This is a genomic window from Pseudoduganella rivuli, from assembly GCF_009674485.1.
GTDB classification, from domain to species: domain Bacteria; phylum Pseudomonadota; class Gammaproteobacteria; order Burkholderiales; family Burkholderiaceae_D; genus Rugamonas; species Rugamonas rivuli_B.
The window spans coordinates 250,519-268,959 of sequence record NZ_WKJJ01000010.1 but is presented as its reverse complement, the minus strand read 5'-3'; the positions used below and the strand labels follow the sequence as shown (position 1 = coordinate 268,959).

Below are 18,441 nucleotides of genomic sequence, written 5' to 3'. Positions count from 1 at the left end.
ATAGCAATTGTATTGTACGAGATCTTTGCAATTCTATCCAATTATCACTGCCGAGCTAGCAGTCAAAATATGAGCCCAACTTCCACCGAATCCCATGAAAAATTGCTATAATGCAACTGAAATATTACTTTAACATATAAGAAATATGAGCCCCAAAATTCAGCTTATTAAAGACTTCTTGGTAAAGTACCTTGCGCCATTTTGGAAATTTTTTGTTGGTGGAGTAGTTGTGGCGGTGGGGTTTACTGGTAACTTTGTAGATTTAAAAAGACCAGATGTTACATTGGAAATTACTTCAGTGACCACTGCTAGTTCTGAACCTATCGATTTGATGCGTGTTTCTGAACTTACTGCTGTGAGGGATTTTATCACTGTAGGGCCAGGGCTACCGCCTTTACCATTTTCTGGTTTATCTACCTCAGCAATGCCTGTAGAGGAGATTGATCGGCAAATGCAAATTGCCGCAAATTTAGTAAAGACGAATAGCGAGAATCTCGATAATTCTTTAAAAAAATTAGAAGGAATAATTTCCAGCCCTGTAGGAGATAAAACATCTTCTCTTGCTGAGATGGAAGAGGAAACGATTTTTGTTCCAAATATCGTTGCATTGGAGGAAGCCCCAGATCATTCAATCAGTCGAAAGCCTCTTAATGACGAGCAAAAGATCGATGCAAGAGTAGCTCGCATTCGAAATCAAATTGCACAAAGACGAAAATATATTGATCTCAGTCTGCTAAAGAAGACAAATGCAGAGAAGCAATGGGCTGAATATAAGGAAAAAACGTTGCCCAATAAAGCTCGGCTAGTGGTAACGTGCGCACTCGGAAATCAAGGAGCAGGTGCGACTGCAATCAAACCGCAGGCTATTCTCCGTGCAAACCTAGGAGGGGGGAATTATCTCGACTTACCAATGAAGCTTAGTGGCTATGAATCCTCGCAGGATCTTGGGGTACTACCTGCACATTCTTATAAGATTGTTCGATTGCAATCCGATGAGGTACAGGCAATGACATCTGCAGATCGTCAGCGGTATAGTACATTTCTTGGGAATGTTTCCCCGGCTACAATTTATATATCAGATGTTAACAATAAAATGTACGCTTCTAATTCTGTGCCATTTTCCCCTGGAGTATATGAGCAAAAAATATATGATCAGTTGAAGCAATTCGCAATGCAGGCCAAGGATCGTTAGTTTATCTGGGAAGATGTGAAATTAATCGTTAAATATTTGCAGTCAGAAAAGCATATCGTTTTTTAAAATAAATTAGGTGAATATATGACTATTGAAGGATATACTGAAGATGAATTTGGTGTAAAACTTGGGCAGATTTTGTCGGCATCGACGCCAATACATAGCATAGAGCATCTAAAAGGCCGTGATAAGGAGCTCGATACAATCAAGAAGAGTCTTTACGCCCCTGGTCGGCATGTTTTTATATTTGGTGATAGAGGTGTTGGAAAAAGCTCTTTAGGGCAGACGGCGGCCATACAATATCAAAGTTCTGATGCTTCTCCAATTTTTGTGTCTGGTTCCCCGAACGATACATTTAATACGGTTATTGCCAACATAGTCAGTCAGGCGATTAATCGGTCAAGAACTGAGAATGTCAAGATTACTGAATCATTGTCTGTTGAATTGCGGGGGATAAAGTATAGTGAAGGTCATGAAGAGAGCGGAATTGATATAGCATCTGCCATTCGATCAATTGGCGATGCTGTTGAGCTACTTACGCAAGTTGCTGCGAAGCATTCAGAAAAACCCATTGTAGTCGTTGATGAGTTTGATGCTATTAGTAATGCCGATGAGCGAAATAAGTTTGCCGCTCTACTAAAACAGCTGGGGGATCGCGCGGTAAATTTAAAATTTATTTTTACGGGAATAGGAAAATCATTGGACGATTTGCTCGGAGCTCACCAATCGGCATATCGTCAACTAGAGGCAGTTGAATTGCCGCGTTTAGGCTGGGATGCAAGGCGAGAAATTGTTAAGTCGGCTGTCGAATCCTGTGGGGTTGGATTGAATGACGATGTTAATTGGAAAATAGCGATGGTGAGTGATGGTTTTCCGTACTATATTCATTTGGTAACGGAAAAGATATTGTGGGCGGCTTACTCCGCCGACGAAATGGTCGTTGATATTGGTTTTGACCATTTTCGGCAAGGGCTTGCCGATGCCATTATCTCTACAGCCCCTGAGTTGAAAAGGCCGTATGAGAAAGCCGTTCTACACAGGGAACAGGAGTTTGAAGATGTCGTTTGGGCAACTGCCGATCATGATGATTTGCTTCGTTCACTTAATGATATGTTTGACTCGTATAAAGTTATCATTGGTAAGCGTAGGGATGGCCGAGCTTCTATAGATCGGGCGAAATTTGCTACACAAGTACGTAAATTAAAAGACGTCAAGTATGGTGCGGTATTGCAGCAGGAAGAAGGTCGCGCAGGTTGGTACTCTTATAGGGAGAAGATGTTACGTGGTTTTGCACGTATGCAGGCTGCTGCAAATGGTATTGAACTAACTGGTGAACGACCTGCACCGCGACAAGCGATGCATCTTGGAAATGTCCGTAGTGGCTATCGTGGTCCAAGCATTCCAATGGGAGTTCGGACAGGACAAAAGGTCTCTGAATGGGAAGATGAAAAATAGCAGCTTGGTAAACGAGCCAACGAAGCAGTTAGCATGGCTATCAAGCCTCGGTGAAATCGGCCATGGCATTTCCCATCACGCTAGTCAGTTTGTGATCTTGTTAATAGCGTCCAGAGCGGAAGGCTTTGTGAATGCACGAGATTTTGAGATTGTGCTCTCAATCTCATGGAGGAATTATGCTTGCACTAACTGAGGAACTTCCTTGCGGCGGGATATTAAGAGTTACTTTAAATGATTGGAATATAACGTATTATATAGAAGGACCTGATAAGCGGTATAAGCCAACGGTCTACACTGTCAACGGTTTAATGATTGAAAGATATATTTCATCATTGCAGAAAAATTTTTCTGAATACGAACGGCTCAAAGAGATTTTGGCTAATGAAGAAAGCTTCTCAAAGAGTCTTGACTTTGGTATGTCAATCTATATAACAAAGAAAGTTCCAGCTTTTAGTGGCCTGCATTTGGCTTCTCACAAGCAACCAATTTCTACAGGTTTTCAAATGAAGATGCTTGTTGAGAATTACACTAATGCTATTGAACGCGCTAAACGAATGCAAGAGTTGTTGAAAAAACTATGATTATGAGAATGTTTAACTTCTAGTGCTATGGCGATTATTGGACTAACCCCTCCGCATGATACGGAGCAGGATATGAGTCACTCTGTGGAATGTGAGAACGCTAAAAACAGCAATTACTAGCCAGATTGTACTAAAATATAATTTTACCAAAGCGGATTCTGATAGCAAAAAGAAACCGATTAATCCTGACATGCAAAATAAAATACCGCCTGTTAGAGCCGATGAGATATACCGAACCAGATCTGGAATGTAACCAGCTGTTCTCATTTGCGCCATCACGCTATCGCTAGGCAATGCCATTAATATTGCCTGTGCTGTTGCGATAAATCCAGTAAATACGGCGCCTAAGCTTAGCGCAGCAGCCAAGAATTCTTTCTCGTCTGCAGGAAGCTTCAGCCCAAGGCGATACCATATGAAACCACACCCGAGTGCGATGACATGTGGATAGTATCGTTCAATCTTTAAGTTCATATCTCATAGTCAGGTCAGAACTGCGTTCCAGCCTCGAATCGCCCGCTGAAGTCCAATCCAGCGAGAGTTCATCGTATATCTGCGATCACTTCCAAGGGAAAGCTCGCCGATAGTTACCTGTAACTTAGGGGATAGCATGTCAATGGCATCCATTCGAGAAAACTCATCTACCCTTCCTGAAACCTCAAAGTGCGTAAGTGCATGAGTTTGATTTTGTACATCACTCGAGCGAATATTACGCAATGCTTCAATCAACGGGCGCGCCGCCTTTGTAAGAAGATTCTCTCCGCGAGCAGCACTAATCGTCATTTCAAGCGTGTTTCCGCCTTGTTGTTCGTTCATACTAAGAGCGCTTGCCAACCCAACATTGGCATTTCGCAAAGCAGGGCTAAGATCTGTGGGAGCGATCTTATATGAAATTTTAGTGATAAACTGCTTTTGTGCCAGTTTCACGTCTGCCGAAGAGTCTAGCTTCACACGCAACTCGTATGCGGTCACATTGTCCGGATTAACCAACATTTGGTTGAAGTAGTCCTGCATAGCAGATGCGCGGACGCCGTGGTGATTGTACTGAACACAAAGGTAACCTGTCGCAGGATCAAACAATGCGGCGGTCTCTTCGCCAAATCCTTGATCGTCTTCTAAGTCAAACCCTTCGATTGCAGTTGTGCGGCCTACTTTGCCAGGACCATGGTCGAAGCGCATCTTGATGAAGTCGAGCATCCAAAAAGATGATGTATTTCCGGGAGTCCCCGGAGGCGCGATTTGGTCCAACCTGATGTCTGAGTTTCCGATACGCTTGATCCGATCTTCCAAGTTCAGTCCGATGATATGACCCAGCAAGACCTCTAAGTCTGGCGTACCTGGCAGCTTTATGATTTTGTAAAGATTAACATTCATTGAATTACGCATGCCGTACCCGTGACCTTTATCAAAAAAATCATTGTGCGGTAACAAGGGCATCGTGACAAGAGGTATCTTGCTAACGGAACATATTAATTGCTAGGAGGGATTATTTCGACGTTCGTCGCTGGCATGTCGCGATGCGGATAAATGTACTGACTCAAACGGCATAAGATGCGTTATAGCCATCACACTCCGGTGAAATCGGCCATCGCATTTCCCATCACACTACCCGGTTTGTGATCTTGTCAACAGCGTGCAAAGCCGCGTAGAATGCGTGGCATGCGGGTGTAGTTCAATGGTAGAACGGCAGCTTCCCAAGCTTCATACGAGGGTTCGATTCCCTTCACCCGCTCCAGTTTTCTTCAGCGCGCGCCGCCCCGCAGCGGCACCAAACGTCGCCTTCCATTCCCCACGATCCGTTGTATGGTTTCCGGCGCGACGTTGAAGCGCCTCAGGTAGCGCGCCGCTTCCTGCACGCCGGCGACGGACATCAGCGCGATCGCATGCTGGACGATGGCTTCCGTCCGCTGATCGGTGCGCTTGCAAGACTTTGGACTATTCCCATTACCAGCCATGAGATTCTCCTTCAGAGCGCACGAAGTGGTCATCCGGCCAAAGCGCGTTGCTTACTTGCGCCGGATTAATAAATCTTTCGCTTTGATATTACTATCGTAAAGTTACTCTTTACAAGGCGTTAATGGGGCAGGATGGCGGCCACGCCACAGTCGCCGGCATCAGCCATAGGGCGTATACGCGATGCCGGCGATGATCACCGGCTGCACGGACGCCTGGTTTTCCGCGCTTTCGCTGAACATGGCCAGCATTTCCACCGCCGTCACCAGTTTGCGGTCCAGTACATCGAGCCAGTAGGCAAAGCCGGCCGGTTCCGCGTCGCGGTGCAGTGCATTGTGGTAGAAGTTGTTGACCAGTTCCGCGTTCGACGGATTGGCGCCATACAGCGTGGCGAATTCCGGCGCATGCGTGAAGTTGGCCGCCATGTCCAGGATGCTCATGCCGTTGTCCATCTGCTTGATCCAGTAACCGAGGCCGCCCAGGTCGGGTGTGCGGTTGAACGCGGCCTGGTACAGACGGTATGCCTGGCCGGCATTGCCGGTGATGTCCAGCGCCACGTTGGCGTTGTCAAACTGGATGCGCTCGATGCCGGACAGCGTATCGGCCGCGCCGCCGATGGCGGCAACGGTGCTGTCGCCGGTGGCCGTGGTGCTGGCCGTCACCTTGTACGTTGCCCGCGCGCCGCTGAATACCGCGCTGTCCATGCCCGCGCCACCCTTCACCGTATGGCCATGGTCGCCCAGCACGATGGTGTCGTTGCCATTGCCGCCATTGGCGGACAGCATGCCGCCGCCGCCGGTAAGGGTGATACGGTCGTCGCCGTCGCCGCCGTTGACGGCATAGGCGCTGGACAAGGTTGCCGGCATGGTGACACTGATGGTGTCGTTGCCCGTGAAATACGTGCTGTCCGACAGAATGCGGTCGTCCAGCGCCATCGCACTGGCGGCAGCCAGCGGGCTGCTGATGGTGAAGGTGCTGCCGTCGGCATAGGTTTGCTTCAGCGACGTCACGGTGCCGCTCAGGGTGGCGCTGGACGTGCCCAGGCCGACATCGACGGTATTGCCTGACACGTTGATCGTTCCCGCGATGGCGGTCGACGCCAGCACGTTTTCCGCGCTGATGTTGACGGCGGTGACGGTACTGTTGAACTGGACGGCATTGTCGCTCGACAGGGCGCCTTGTAGCACGATCGTGGTGTTGCCGAACACCTTGTCATATTGCGCATTATCGGCAGGCAGGTGCGATTCCAGCGTGACGCGGTTGATGGCGCCGCCGTCGTTGCTGAGCACAATGCCGCTGCCGGGGGTATTCGTGAATCCGAACTTGACCTGGCCTTCGTAGACCAGCTTGTACGCGTCCGGTACGTAATCTTCCAGCTTGGTGGCGGTAATCGTACCGGCGGTGCTGCCCGTCTTCGTCACGCCATACAGGTACTGGTAGGCGCCGTCCGGATACGTCACCCAGCTTTCCGGCGCCTCCAGCAGGATATCGCTGTAGTAATAGTGATCGGCGGAGAATTTGTAGCCGGCCTGGATCACCTGGTCGAACACCTTGCCCAGGGTGGGCGCGGTGGGAAGGCCGGCGCGCTGCGCCGCCAGTGCATCGATGGTCGCCTGGGAAAAGTTGATTGCGACGGTGGTCATACTCGCTCCATGAAAACGGCGCCGTCATGGCACGTCCATGCAGCTTACGGGGATTTGGACATTATACGAATCGGCCCGCCTGCTGTCCTTATCGGCGGGCCGTGAACGAACTGAAGGTCAGGATGACAATCCAGTGCAACGATAATCAGCGCTGCGGCTCGATGTCGAGCCACACGGCATAGGCCAGGCGCTTGCCGTTCCACGATTTGCCGCCGCGGATGGCGGCGTCGCACGACACGGCCTGTCCCGCGATGTCCTGGCGTACCTGCTGCTCGCGGAATCCCTGCGCATCCTTCGGCGCCAGGTAGCCCACCATGCGCCCGCCGATAAATACGGCGACCGGCTTGTCGTCATAGGGATTGGCGTGATCGACCATCAGCACGGCCCGCAGGCGGGTATCGGCGCCATCGTCACCATGCGGGCCGGCCAGTTCGCGCACGGTTTCAGCATAGCGGGATTCGGCCACGACTTCCGTCTGCATGCGGCCATTGTCCGACCAGTGCGCAGCCGGTTCAGGCGGCGCCGGCGGGGTATAGGTGCGCGTATCTTTCAGCGCGGATGGCGGCGGCGCGGGCGGGCGGAAGCCGCCTTTCAGCAGCCAGGCCATGGCGGCCAGCGACAGGGCCATCGCGGCCAGCAACAGTGCATCGATCATAGGGAGTGCGGTGGTGATAACGAGGCCGCTATTATCGCAGGCCGGCGGAGCGGGAGACTAACTACGTGGCAACGGACGTATAATTGTGGATTGTCTCCGATTTTTATGCACATCCATGTCTTCTGATACGCCTGATAACAAGCCGAACACCAGCCCCGTGCGCGGCATGCTGTATGACCCGACCGAGCACCGCATCCGCAGTTTCGTCACGCGCGCCGGCCGCCTGTCGACCGGACAGGCGCGTGCGCTGGAAGAGCAGGGACCGCAATTCCTTGTCAATTATGAAAAAGCGCCGCTGGATTACGAGCAGGTATTCGGCCGCAAGGCGCCGGTGATCCTGGAAATCGGTTTTGGCATGGGCGGCACCACGGCGCACATCGCCGCCGCCATGCCGGACAAGGATTTCATCGGCGTCGAAGTGCACACGCCCGGCGTGGGCAGCCTGCTGAAACTGATCGGCGAACAGAACCTGTCCAACCTGCGCATCATCCAGCATGACGCGGTCGAAGTGCTGAACTTCATGATTGCCGATAATTCGCTGGCCGGCGTACACATCTTCTTCCCGGACCCGTGGCACAAGGCGCGCCACAACAAGCGCCGCCTGATCCAGGCGCCGTTCGTCAAGCACCTGGTGCAAAAGCTGGCGCCGGGCGGCTACATCCATTGCGCGACGGACTGGGAAGACTATGCCGTGCAAATGCTGGAAGTGCTGGGGCTTGAGCCAGGCTTGCAAAACACGGCGGACGGCTACGCGCCGCAACCTGCCTATCGCCCGCTGACCAAGTTTGAAAACCGCGGCCTGAAGCTGGGCCACGGCGTGTGGGATCTGGTGTTCACCAAGAAGTAAGCCTTACGGCCAGACGGTGCGTCCTCCCACCACCGTCTGTTCCACCTTCACATTGGCCAGCTCGTCGGCCGGAATGTCGAACACGTTCCGGTCCAGCACGATCATGTCGGCCAGCTTGCCCACTTCCAGCGACCCAACCTGTTTTTCCATGCGCAGCGTATAGGCGGCGTTGATGGTCATGGCGCGCAAGGCATCCGCCACGGACATGCCGGGCTGCTGCGTCAAACGGCCGGCATATTCCGCCCCTGCATCCGGCGCCGCCATGCGGGTGACGGCGACTTTCAGCGCAAACCACTGGTCCAGCGGATCGACGGGCCAGTCGCTGCCGAACGCCACCCGCGCGCCCGCCGCCTGCAACACCGCTTGCGGTTCGACCGTCGCATAGCGTTTCGGACCCATGTAATCCTTCAGCGCCCCCACCGTGTCCGGTGCCGGCTTGGCCCACTGGAATGACAGCACGGGCGTCGCGTCGAGCTGGGCGAAACGGGGATAGTCGGCCGGATCGATGATTTCACCGTGCGCCAGCGCGGGACGCAGCGCCTTGCCCGCCTTTGTCGCACGCACGTCCTGCAACGCGTCGAGCGTGTCGCGCACGGCGCGGTCGCCGTCGGTATGGATGTGCGGATCGAGTTTGGCCCTGGCCAGCGCATGCAGTGTGGCGCGCAGCAGCGCGGGGCTGAAGTAACTGTCCGGCCCCTTGTCGCTGCCCGGCCCCCAGTCCGGCTGTTCGGCCGTGCCGCGGTTGATCCAGTACGGTTCCAGCATCGTACCCGTGAAGGCCGGGGCGGAAATCACGCCATCCATGAACAGCTTGGCATGGCGCACCTGCATCGACGGCGCGGGGCGGATATCTCCCTGGTCGAATTGTCTGGCCAGCTTCACGGCCGCCGCCACCCGTTTGCCCGGCGCGTCCTTGTCGTGGTCGATCAGCACGGCGAAATGCGCGCGCGCCGTCAGTTTGCCGGCGCGCTGCACTTGCCGGTACGCGGTCAGGGTTTCCGGATCGGTAAACGCATCGAGGAAGGTGGTGACGCCCTGGCGCCGCATGGCGTCCAGCGCGGCCCTGGTGGCGGCGAGGTTTTCTTTCGGCGTCAACGGCGGCAGCAAATCCATCGCCATGTCCTGCGCAGCATCTTCCAGGATGCCGGTGGGTTCGCCCTGCGCATCGCGTGCAATCTTGCCGCCGGGCGGCGCCTTGGCGTCGCGCGTGACTTTGGCCAGCTGCATGCCTTTGGAGTTGAGCAGGACCGAGTGGCCAAACGATGAGCGTACGACGATGGGGCGCGTGGTTTTCAAAGCATCGAGCGCGGCGCGGGTCATGTCCACATTTTCCGGCTGCATCCCCTGCTGGAACCAGTTGACGACGATCAGCCACCGTTTCGGGTCGTCCTTTTCCTGGTCCAGGCAAGCCTGGATGCGGGCCTGGAATTGCGGCACCGTCAGGCGCTGGTAATCGAGGCTGCAATTGAGCAGCCGGGAGCCGCCCGATTGCGGATGCATGTGGCCATCGACCAGGCCCGGCATCAGCATGCGGCCCTGCAGGTCGATCACGCGGGTGCGGCTGCCGATGAGTTCCTGCACGCCGTCGTCGTCGCCGACATAGGCAATGCGGCCGGCGCGCACGGCCAGCGCCTGGTGCACGCTGTCCTGGGCGTCGATGGTGTAGACATAGCCGTTGCGGTACACGGTATCGGCGACGGGCGCCGCCGACAGCACGGCCGGCAGGAGAGAAGCGATGAAGGCGAAAGTCCTGCCGGCGGTCATGTGCATGTCTTTATTCCAGTGCGGGTTTGTTGAGGGGCCAGCGCAGGCCTGGCATGAAGGCCAGCAGGTTGCCTGCCAGGACCAGCGCCAGCCCGCCGAATGCGGCGGCGCTCCAGTGGTAGCCTTCGAATACCGTGGACACGGTCAGCGCCACGATGGGGAATAATACTGTGGAATAGGCCGCGCGGTCCGGCCCGATGCGGCCCACCAGCAACAGGTAGGCGGTGAACGCGATCACGGAACCGGGGATGGCCAGGTACAGCAGCGATCCCACGTAGCGGGGCGTCGGCTCGAACGTGAACGGCATGCCCAGCACCAGCGACCCGCACGTGAGGATGGACGCGCCGATCAGCATGGCCCAGCTGTTGGTCATCCACGGCGTCAGGCCCAGCGCCTGCATGCGGCTCGACAGCAAATTCCCCGTAGAAAAGCACAGGGTGCCCAAGAGCGCCAGCGCCAGGCCGGCCAGCATGCCGCTGTCATTCCAGTGGCCCTGCATTTGCGGCAGGAACAGCAGTGCGATGCCGGATAAACCCAGCAGCGCGCCCGCCACCACTTGCGACTTGATGGCGCGGCCCAGGAACAGGCGGCCATTCAATGCGTTCAGGATGGGCGCGGTGGAAAACACCACGGCCACCAGGCCGCTGGGCACCCATTGGCTGGCGTAATAAAAGCACAGGAAATTGCAGCAAAACAGCGCCAGGCCCTGCGCCAGCAAGTAGCGCCACGCGGCGCGCGGCGGCCACAGGGGCTTGCGCAGCAGGTTCAGGACGATCAGCAGCACGGCCGCGGCCAGCCAGAAGCGGTAGGCGATGGAGACGGGGGCCGGCACGGCGCCCAGCTGGAATTTGATGGCTATCCAGGTGGTGCCCCAGATCAGGACAGTCAGCAGGTAGAGAAAGGCGTTCATGATGAAGCTCCTTGGTTCGATGGTGACATCGTGCCCGGACCGGGGCGGTTGGAGTTGTCTGGGATTGCGCAAATGCAGCCTGTTATGTGGTCTGAACGGGACCGATTGTCTGATCTTGCGCACTTTTTCGCCGTCGTCGGCAAGCGCGTCCGGCGGATGCTAGACTGGCTGCATGGCCACTTTTTCCCCCTCTGCTGCCGCTTCCTTCGCGCCGGGTGCGGACGTGATTTCACACGCGGTGTTCAACACCATGTGCAATACGGACGCGACCCTGGAGCGCTTCGCATGGCTGGGCGATGGCCTGGCGGCGGCGATCTGGCAGCGCGAGACGGTCGAAGCGGAAACCGTTTATACGCAGCCGGGCCACCACACGTTTTCCTGTTACCTGGGCGGCGGGTACCGTACCGAGCGCAATGGAACGCCGGGCTTGTACGGCGGCCCGAACCGGCTGTGCACATTGCCTGACTGGCATGAATCGTCGTGGATGGTGCGGGGGAACCTGCGCCTGTTGCACGTGTACTTCATGCCGGAACACTTCACCAGCCGCGCCGTGCTGGAACTGGACCGTGAGCCGCGTGAACTGACGCTGGCGGACCGCACGTACTTTGAACATCCGCGCCTGCTGGCGCTGTGCGAGCAACTGGTGGCGACACCGTGGCAGGGCGCGGATGCGCTGTTGCGCGTCAATGAAGTCACCCATGCGGCGTTGTCGGAATTGCTGCAGTCGCAGGCGATGACGGATCCCGGCGCGCGCTTGCGGGGCGGCTTGTCGCCCGCCGTGCGGCGCCGGCTGGCCGATTACATCGACGCCAACCTGGCGCGGCCCATCACCCTCGGTGAACTGGCGCACATCGCGTGTTTGTCGGAATTCCACCTGGCGCGCATGTTCCGCGTATCGTTCGGCATGCCGCCGTCAGCGTGGGTGGCGCAGCGCCGCCTGGACCGTGCCCGGGCGCTGCTGAAGGAAACGTCGATGCCGCTGCAACAGGTGGCGGATTTGTGCGGCTATGCGGACTTGAGCCATTTCAGCCACCGCTTCAAGGCCGCGGTGGGCGCGCCGCCGGGCAAATACCGGCTGGCGCTGGCCTGATTCCGATTCGTATGGCGCGGCATAACCCGTAGGGAGGCTTTTACAAAGCCGCCGTGCTCGCGTCGCGTTGACGCATGCATGGCGGGTTCGTAGAACCCGCCCTACGCAGACGCCGGGACACCAGATCGATGGTCCCGGGGCTGCTTTATTCGCCGGGATCAGGCCATTTCTGCCACGATGGCGATGATCTGGTCGCCGTACGACACCAGTTTTTTCTCGCCGACGCCGCTGATGCCGCGCAGTTCGCCCAATGTGGACGGCTGGATTTTCGCGATTTCTCGCAGGGTCGCATCGTGGAAGATCGTGTACGCCGGCACGCCGTGTTCGCGCGCCGTGCCCTGGCGCCACCAGCGCAATTTTTCAAAGATGGCCTGCTCGCCGGACGACAGCGCGGTTTCCACGTAATCGCGCGCCGACGACGCCGACGTGCGCTTGTGCTTCACGGGCTTCTGGTACTGGCGCAGGCGCACCTTGTGTTCGCCCTTCAGCACGGGGCGCGCGGCATCCGTCAGCTTCAGCGAACTGTATTGTTCGTGATCGACTGTCACCAGGCCCAGCGCGATCACCTGGCGCAGGATGGCGCGCCATTCCTGTTCCGAAATGTCGGCGCCGATGCCGAACACGGACAGCTTGTTGTGGTGCCACGTCTGCACCCGTTCGCTGTCCACGCCACGCAAGACATCGACCACGTGGCCGGCGGCAAAGCGCTGGTCGACGCGGTAGATCGCTGACAACAGTTTTTGCACCTGCACGGTGCCGTCAAACGAGACGGGCGGAATCAGGCACGTGTCGCAATTGCCGCACGGCGTGGCCGGCTCGCCAAAGTATTCGAGCAGGCGCATGCGGCGGCAGCTGAGCGTTTCGCACAGGCCCAGCATGGCGTCGAGCTTCATGCTCAGCACGCGCTTGAAATTTTCATCCGCTTCGGATTCATCGATCATCCGGCGCTGCAAGACCACGTCCTGCAAGCCGTAAGCCATCCACGCGCTGGCGGGCATGCCGTCGCGGCCCGCGCGGCCGGTTTCCTGGTAATAGCCTTCGATGCTTTTCGGGAGGTCCAGGTGGCAGACAAAGCGCACGTCCGGCTTGTCGATCCCCATGCCGAAGGCGATGGTGGCCACCATGACGATATTGTCTTCGCGCAGGAAGCGGGCCTGGTTGTTGGCCCGCTTCGCATGCTCCATGCCGGCGTGGTACGGCAGCGCCTTGATGCCGTGTTCGACCAGGAATTCCGCGGTTTCTTCCACCTTCTTGCGTGACAGGCAATACACGATGCCGGAATCGCCCTGGTGTTCCGCCGTGATGTAGTCCAGCAGTTGCTTGCGGCCGTTGGCCTTTTCGACGATCTGGTAGCGGATGTTGGGGCGGTCGAATGACGACACGAACTGGCGCGCATTGTCGAGCGCCAGCCGGTGCACGATTTCCGCGCGGGTTTGCTGGTCGGCGGTGGCCGTGAGCGCAATGCGCGGCACGTCGGGGAAGTGCTCGTGCAGTACCGACAGCTTGATGTATTCGGGCCGGAAGTCGTGGCCCCATTGCGAGACGCAGTGCGCCTCGTCGATCGCGAACAGCGCGATCTTCGAATCCTGGAACAAATCGAAGCAGCGCTGCGTCATGAGGCGCTCCGGCGCCACGTACACGAGGTCGAGCTGGCCGGTGCGCACCAGCCGCTCGATGCGGCTGGTTTCTTCAAAAGTCTGGGTCGAGTTCAGGAAGGCGGCGCGCACGCCCACTTCTTCCAGCGCGTCGACCTGGTCCTGCATCAGCGCGATCAGCGGCGAGACGACGACGCCGACGCCGTCGCGCACCAGCGCGGGAATCTGGTAGCACAGCGATTTGCCGCCGCCCGTGGGCATCAGCACCAGCGCATCGCCGCCGTTGCCGACGTGTTCGACGATGTCGCCCTGGTTACCGCGGAATTCCGGGTAGCCAAAGACGGTTTGCAGCAGGTGAAGCGCGCGGTCGGCGGTATCGTTCATTGTTGACAGCTTAATTAATCAGCCCAGACAACCATGCCCGAATAGGCGGTGGCAATGACAACCAGACCAAACACGATACGGTACCAGGCAAAGATCGTAAAGTCGTGCGAGCTGATATAGCGCAGCAACCAGCGCACGCACAGAAAGGCGGAAATGAAGGCCGACAGCAGGCCGACGCCGAACATCGGCAAATCGGCGGCCGACAGCAGCGCGCGTTCCTTGAACAGCGAATAAGCGGTCGCCATCAGCAGCAGCGGAATCGCCAGGAAGAACGAGAATTCGGTGGCCGCCTTGCGCGACAGGCCGAACATCATGCCGCCAATGATGGTGGCGCCGGAACGGCTGGTGCCGGGGATCAGCGCCAGCGCCTGCGCGCAGCCGACCTTGAAGGCGTCCAGCGCGCTCATGTCGTCCACCGAATGCACGCGTACCGCGTGCGGATTGTCCTTGGCGCGTTTCTCGACCCACAGGATCACGAAGCCGCCAACGATGAACGCCAGCGCCACCGGCACGGGTGCGAACAGCTTGGCCTTGATGGCCTTGTTGAACAGGAAGCCGAGGATGGCGGCCGGCAGGAAGCCGATCACCAGGTTGAAAATGAAGCGCTGCGCGCGGCTGTCGCTGAACATGCCGGACAACACGGTGGCGATACGTACGCGGTATTCCCACATGACGGCGACAATCGCGCCGGCCTGGATGACGATTTCAAATACTTTGACTTTTTCGCCCACAAAATTGAGCAGGCTGCCGGCCAGGATCAGGTGGCCGGTGGAGGAAATGGGCAGAAATTCGGTAAAGCCTTCTACCAGGCCCATGATGAAGGCCTGAAGTGCGAGTGTGATATCCATGTTTATTGTCAATCAGGAAACGGCGGGGAGTCGAAGCTTACCATGTGGCGCGCACCGTCCGATGTACTGTGCGCCAGAGGTCGGTATTCTACCCTGTTACTCAGCCGGACCGGACGCCGTGTTGGGCTTTGGCCCGGGGATTGCGCGGGATTTACAACTGCCAGTTGTTAGTCTTATCACGCTACGCAACTAGTTGCAGTGGCGGAAGCAGGTTATATTAACTTTCCCATAACTCGGAGATCGCGATGGAATACGTCAACCTCGGCCGTACGGGCCTGAAAGTATCCCGCCTGGTACTGGGCTGCATGACCTTCGGCGTGCCGGACCGCGGCGGCCACGAATGGACGCTGGATGAAGACAAGAGCCGCCCCGTCATCCGCCATGCGCTGGAATCGGGCATCAATTTCTTTGACACGTCGAATTCGTATTCGGATGGCACCAGCGAGGAAATCACGGGCCGCGCGCTGCGCGATTTCGCGCGCCGCGATGAAGTGGTGATCGCCACCAAGGTGTTTTTCCCGCAGGGCAAGGGCCCGAACCAGCGCGGCCTGTCGCGCAAGGCGCTGATGGCGGAAATCGACAACAGCCTGCGCCGCCTGGGCACGGATTACGTGGACCTGTACCAGATCCACCGCTGGGACTACCACACGCCGATCGAGGAAACGCTGGAAGCGCTGCACGACATCGTCAAGGCCGGCAAGGCCCGCTACATCGGCGCGTCGTCGATGTATGCATGGCAGTTCGCCAAGGCGCTCCATGTGGCCGAGCGCAATGGCTGGACCCGTTTCGTCAGCATGCAAAACCAGCTGAACCTGATCAACCGCGAAGAAGAGCGGGAAATGCTGCCGCTGTGCGCGGATGAACAGATCGGCGTGATTCCATGGAGCCCGATGGCGCGCGGCCGACTGACGCGCGACTGGGACGTGACCAGCCACCGTTCCGACACCGACCTGATTGCCAGGGAAATGTATACGGCGACGGAAGCGGCCGACCGCCAGGTGGCGGAGCGCGTCAAGCAGGTGGCCGAAGCGCGCGGCATTCCCCGCGCACAGGTGGCGCTGGCCTGGGTGCTGCAAAACCCGGTGGTGACGGCGCCGATCATCGGCGCCGCGAAAAACAGCCATATCGACGATGCCGTGGCGGCGCTGAAGGTCAAGCTGACCAAAGAAGAAATCCGCCTGCTGGAGGAAGCGTATATCCCGCACGCGGTGGCGGGCTTTAATTAACGTTGTCAGCCGGGCGACTGCAGCAATGCGGTCGCCCGGCGGTATTTTGCGATGCGGTCGATATCTTTTTGCGTCGGCTGCGCGATGCGCGACAAGTCCATGTTGTCGGCCAGGTCGGCCAGTTTGACTTCCCGCCCCAGCGCATTGCCGGCGGCGCGGCGCACGAAATCGTCATACGCTTCGCCGTCGCGCTTGGTGACGGACTCGATGCCGGCAATGACGGTCTCGCTGAACCCTTCCGCGCGCAGGCGCTCGAAACTCCAGCCGTCGCAATCTTCCACCACGTCGTGCAGCAGCGCGACCATTTTCGCGTCGGCCGAGACGCAGGCCTGGGCGACCCGCACCGGGTGCCCCAGGTAAGGCGCGCCCGCCTTGTCGACTTGTCCGTGATGCGCTTCGCGTGCGATGGCGAGCGCCCGTTCCACTGTGCTCATCATGTTCTCCTGATTGATGGCTTCATTATAGGCAACCACTGGTAGCAATTCGCATGTTAATTGCACAGCAATATTGTCCGTGTCACACTGGCTCCCTTTTCGATCGCACCGGAGACACAGGATGAAGAAACTGGCAGTGGCGGTAACGATGGTCTTGATGGCGCACGCATCCCACGCGCAGCAGTGCGCCGCCGGCGATGCCGGCTGCAAGGAGCGCGCCGTGGTGGCGGACCTGGGCCGCATCCTGGCGCCGGGCGGTATCCAGGAGTCGTACAAGACGCGCATCGGCGGCATCGACCAGTGGCTCAACGTGCGCGGCCAGGATAAAAACAATCCGGTCATCCTGTTCGTGCACGGCGGCCCCGCGGCCACCGCGATGCCGACCTTGTGGCAATTCCAGCGCCCCATCGAGGAATACTTCACCGTCGTGCACTGGGACCAGCGCGGCGCCGGCAAGACGTTCCGCGAAACCGATCCGGCATCGATAGCGGACACCATCCACATTCCCCGCTACGTCGACGACGCCATCGAAGTGGCGGAACATGTGCGCAAGCGCTACAACAAGGACAAGGTGATCTTGCTGGGCCACAGCTGGGGCACCATCGTCGGCATGCAGGCCGCGCTGAAACGGCCGGACTTGTTTTACGCCTATGTCGGCGTGGGACAGGTCATCAACGTGCGCGACAATGAGCGCATCCTCTATGACTATGCCGTGAAACAGGCGCGGGAAAAAGGCAACCAGGAAGCATTGCAGGAACTGGCGTCCATCGCCCCGTATCCCGGCGACCAGCCGATCACGCGCGAACGCATCATCACGGCGCGCAAATGGCCCCAGTACTATGGCGGCATGACGGCATACCGCGATACGTCGCTGTACTACTTCGACGGGCCGCTGCTGTCGCCGGAGTACGACAAGGCCGATGTGAAAGCCATCGATGAAGGCAACCTGTACACGTTGGGCAAAATCCTGCCGGAATTCGTTGCGGTGGATTTCAAGGGCGTGCGCAAGTTCCCGATCCCCGTCGTGATGTTCCTGGGCCGCCACGATTACACCACGCCGGCCATGCCGACGGTGGAGTGGATGGACAAGGTCAAGGCGCCCTATAAACGCACGGTGATGTTCGAACACTCGGCGCACATGATGCCGTGGGAAGAACCGGGCAAGGTGCTGGTGAGTTTGCTGGAGTACGTGCGGCCGCTGGCGGTGAAAGCGAAAAAGTGATCTACGTCGACGTGTTGTGGCTGCACACGGACGACGCACTGCCGGTGCGCATTGTGTCGGAACTCGATGCGCAGCGTTATGAAGTGCGCAAGCTGGAATTCTTCCGCACACGCGGCGTGGGGTTCGCGGAAAGCGACTTTGCTTTCGGCAGCACGGAACTCGATCCTGCGCCGGTGCCGGAACTGCCGCAGATCAATGCGGATACCCGGCGCCACGGTGCGGAAATCAGTGCGCAGGAATTTGAGGCGCTGTGGCGGCAGTACGCTAGTGCATAAATTGCAACATCTGGCTATTCTCCGCAAATTTTGCGGAGAATAAGCACGACAATCACCGCACAGACAGGTTGCTGGTTTGCAACCCCACCGTCGCATACGGCGACAATACAGTCCACCCCAGCGCCAGATACAAAGCCCGGCCATCCTCCGTCGCCATCAACGCTTTACCCAGGCCCCGCCGGCGCCGCACATCTTGATGACCGTGAGGGGATCGTCCACCGTCGGCGCCAGGGCGCGGATGCCCGGAACCGGGCCGGCAAAGACATGGCGGCAGCGTTCAGTGGGCAGTCCCGTCACGTATTGGCGCGCAGGCCGCCATGGCCGGCAACCTGCGGCGGCAAGCCGCGCGCCACCGAGCGTGCTGTCAGCC

General features: G+C 57.8%; 18 protein-coding genes and 1 tRNA gene. 9 read left to right on the top strand and 10 right to left on the bottom strand.

The features are described from left to right. Window positions 1-145 precede the first annotated feature (145 nt). The 3 genes from GJ700_RS17700 to GJ700_RS17690 all read left to right on the top strand — a co-directional run bounded on the left by GJ700_RS17700 (window position 146) and on the right by GJ700_RS17690 (window position 3,228). Window positions 146-1,192, top strand: coding sequence for a hypothetical protein (locus GJ700_RS17700; RefSeq protein ID WP_154376205.1), 1,047 nt, complete (start codon window positions 146-148; stop codon window positions 1,190-1,192). Between the two features lie 84 nt (window positions 1,193-1,276). Next, window positions 1,277-2,647: an AAA family ATPase gene (locus GJ700_RS17695; protein ID WP_154376203.1), complete on the top strand. Its 1,371-nt coding sequence runs from the start codon at window positions 1,277-1,279 to the stop codon at window positions 2,645-2,647. A gap of 176 nt (window positions 2,648-2,823) precedes the next feature. Then, on the top strand, window positions 2,824-3,228 hold the full coding sequence (locus GJ700_RS17690) for a hypothetical protein (RefSeq protein WP_154376201.1): 405 nt from the start codon (window positions 2,824-2,826) through the stop codon (window positions 3,226-3,228). Window positions 3,229-3,270: 42 nt separating this feature from the next. Here the strand turns inward: GJ700_RS17690 and GJ700_RS17685 are convergent, their stop codons facing one another. After that, window positions 3,271-3,699, bottom strand: coding sequence for a hypothetical protein (locus GJ700_RS17685; protein ID WP_154376199.1), 429 nt, complete (start codon window positions 3,697-3,699; stop codon window positions 3,271-3,273). 9 nt (window positions 3,700-3,708) lie between these two features. Continuing rightward, window positions 3,709-4,656 carry a DUF6731 family protein gene (locus GJ700_RS17680; RefSeq protein WP_154376197.1) on the bottom strand — a complete coding sequence of 316 codons (948 nt, stop codon included), beginning with the start codon at window positions 4,654-4,656 and terminating at the stop codon, window positions 3,709-3,711. Window positions 4,657-4,886: 230 nt separating this feature from the next. On the opposite strand from GJ700_RS17680, the gene GJ700_RS17675 reads away from it, so the two are divergent. After that, window positions 4,887-4,960 (top strand) — tRNA-Gly (locus GJ700_RS17675). Between the two features lie 7 nt (window positions 4,961-4,967). Here GJ700_RS17675 and GJ700_RS17670 read toward each other — a convergent pair. The 3 genes from GJ700_RS17670 to GJ700_RS17660 form a co-directional block, all read right to left on the bottom strand. Then, window positions 4,968-5,180, bottom strand: a complete 213-nt coding sequence (locus GJ700_RS17670; protein WP_154376195.1) for a hypothetical protein — start codon at window positions 5,178-5,180, stop codon at window positions 4,968-4,970. A 159-nt stretch (window positions 5,181-5,339) separates the two neighbouring features. Further along, complete coding sequence (locus GJ700_RS17665; RefSeq protein WP_154376193.1) at window positions 5,340-6,821, bottom strand: DUF4214 domain-containing protein; 1,482 nt, start codon at window positions 6,819-6,821, stop codon at window positions 5,340-5,342. Between the two features lie 145 nt (window positions 6,822-6,966). Beyond that, window positions 6,967-7,476 carry a hypothetical protein gene (locus GJ700_RS17660; protein ID WP_154376191.1) on the bottom strand — a complete coding sequence of 170 codons (510 nt, stop codon included), beginning with the start codon at window positions 7,474-7,476 and terminating at the stop codon, window positions 6,967-6,969. A 166-nt stretch (window positions 7,477-7,642) separates the two neighbouring features. Here GJ700_RS17660 and trmB point away from each other — a divergent pair, with 166 nt between their 5' ends. Next, window positions 7,643-8,323 (top strand): tRNA (guanosine(46)-N7)-methyltransferase TrmB, encoded by a 681-nt coding sequence (trmB, locus tag GJ700_RS17655; RefSeq protein WP_154376299.1) that lies wholly within the window; start codon window positions 7,643-7,645, stop codon window positions 8,321-8,323. A 3-nt stretch (window positions 8,324-8,326) separates the two neighbouring features. Here the strand turns inward: trmB and GJ700_RS17650 are convergent, their stop codons facing one another. After that, window positions 8,327-10,093 carry an amidohydrolase gene (locus GJ700_RS17650; protein WP_229507065.1) on the bottom strand — a complete coding sequence of 589 codons (1,767 nt, stop codon included), beginning with the start codon at window positions 10,091-10,093 and terminating at the stop codon, window positions 8,327-8,329. A 4-nt stretch (window positions 10,094-10,097) separates the two neighbouring features. Further along, a complete protein-coding gene (locus GJ700_RS17645; protein ID WP_154376189.1) occupies window positions 10,098-10,997 on the bottom strand; it encodes a DMT family transporter in 900 nt (299 codons plus the stop codon). A 172-nt stretch (window positions 10,998-11,169) separates the two neighbouring features. On the opposite strand from GJ700_RS17645, the gene GJ700_RS17640 reads away from it, so the two are divergent. After that, complete coding sequence (locus GJ700_RS17640) at window positions 11,170-12,087, top strand: helix-turn-helix domain-containing protein (protein ID WP_154376187.1); 918 nt, start codon at window positions 11,170-11,172, stop codon at window positions 12,085-12,087. A gap of 158 nt (window positions 12,088-12,245) precedes the next feature. Here the strand turns inward: GJ700_RS17640 and recQ are convergent, their stop codons facing one another. Continuing rightward, window positions 12,246-14,066, bottom strand: a complete 1,821-nt coding sequence (gene recQ, locus GJ700_RS17635) for a DNA helicase RecQ (RefSeq protein WP_154376185.1) — start codon at window positions 14,064-14,066, stop codon at window positions 12,246-12,248. A gap of 14 nt (window positions 14,067-14,080) precedes the next feature. Next, a complete protein-coding gene (locus GJ700_RS17630; protein WP_154376182.1) occupies window positions 14,081-14,914 on the bottom strand; it encodes an undecaprenyl-diphosphate phosphatase in 834 nt (277 codons plus the stop codon). A gap of 245 nt (window positions 14,915-15,159) precedes the next feature. Between GJ700_RS17630 and GJ700_RS17625 the strand changes: the two genes are divergently transcribed. Beyond that, on the top strand, window positions 15,160-16,140 hold the full coding sequence (locus GJ700_RS17625; RefSeq protein WP_154376180.1) for an aldo/keto reductase: 981 nt from the start codon (window positions 15,160-15,162) through the stop codon (window positions 16,138-16,140). A 5-nt stretch (window positions 16,141-16,145) separates the two neighbouring features. Here GJ700_RS17625 and GJ700_RS17620 read toward each other — a convergent pair whose 3' ends face one another. Beyond that, window positions 16,146-16,577 carry an HD domain-containing protein gene (locus tag GJ700_RS17620; protein WP_154376178.1) on the bottom strand — a complete coding sequence of 144 codons (432 nt, stop codon included), beginning with the start codon at window positions 16,575-16,577 and terminating at the stop codon, window positions 16,146-16,148. Window positions 16,578-16,695: 118 nt separating this feature from the next. Between GJ700_RS17620 and GJ700_RS17615 the strand changes: the two genes are divergently transcribed. Together GJ700_RS17615 and GJ700_RS17610 are read left to right on the top strand one after the other, a co-directional pair. After that, on the top strand, window positions 16,696-17,796 hold the full coding sequence (locus GJ700_RS17615; protein ID WP_154376177.1) for an alpha/beta hydrolase: 1,101 nt from the start codon (window positions 16,696-16,698) through the stop codon (window positions 17,794-17,796). After that, window positions 17,793-18,071, top strand: coding sequence for a DUF6881 domain-containing protein (locus tag GJ700_RS17610; RefSeq protein WP_371868009.1), 279 nt, complete (start codon window positions 17,793-17,795; stop codon window positions 18,069-18,071). The genes GJ700_RS17615 and GJ700_RS17610 overlap by 4 nt, the downstream gene beginning before the upstream one ends. The last annotated feature ends 370 nt before the right edge of the window (window positions 18,072-18,441 follow it).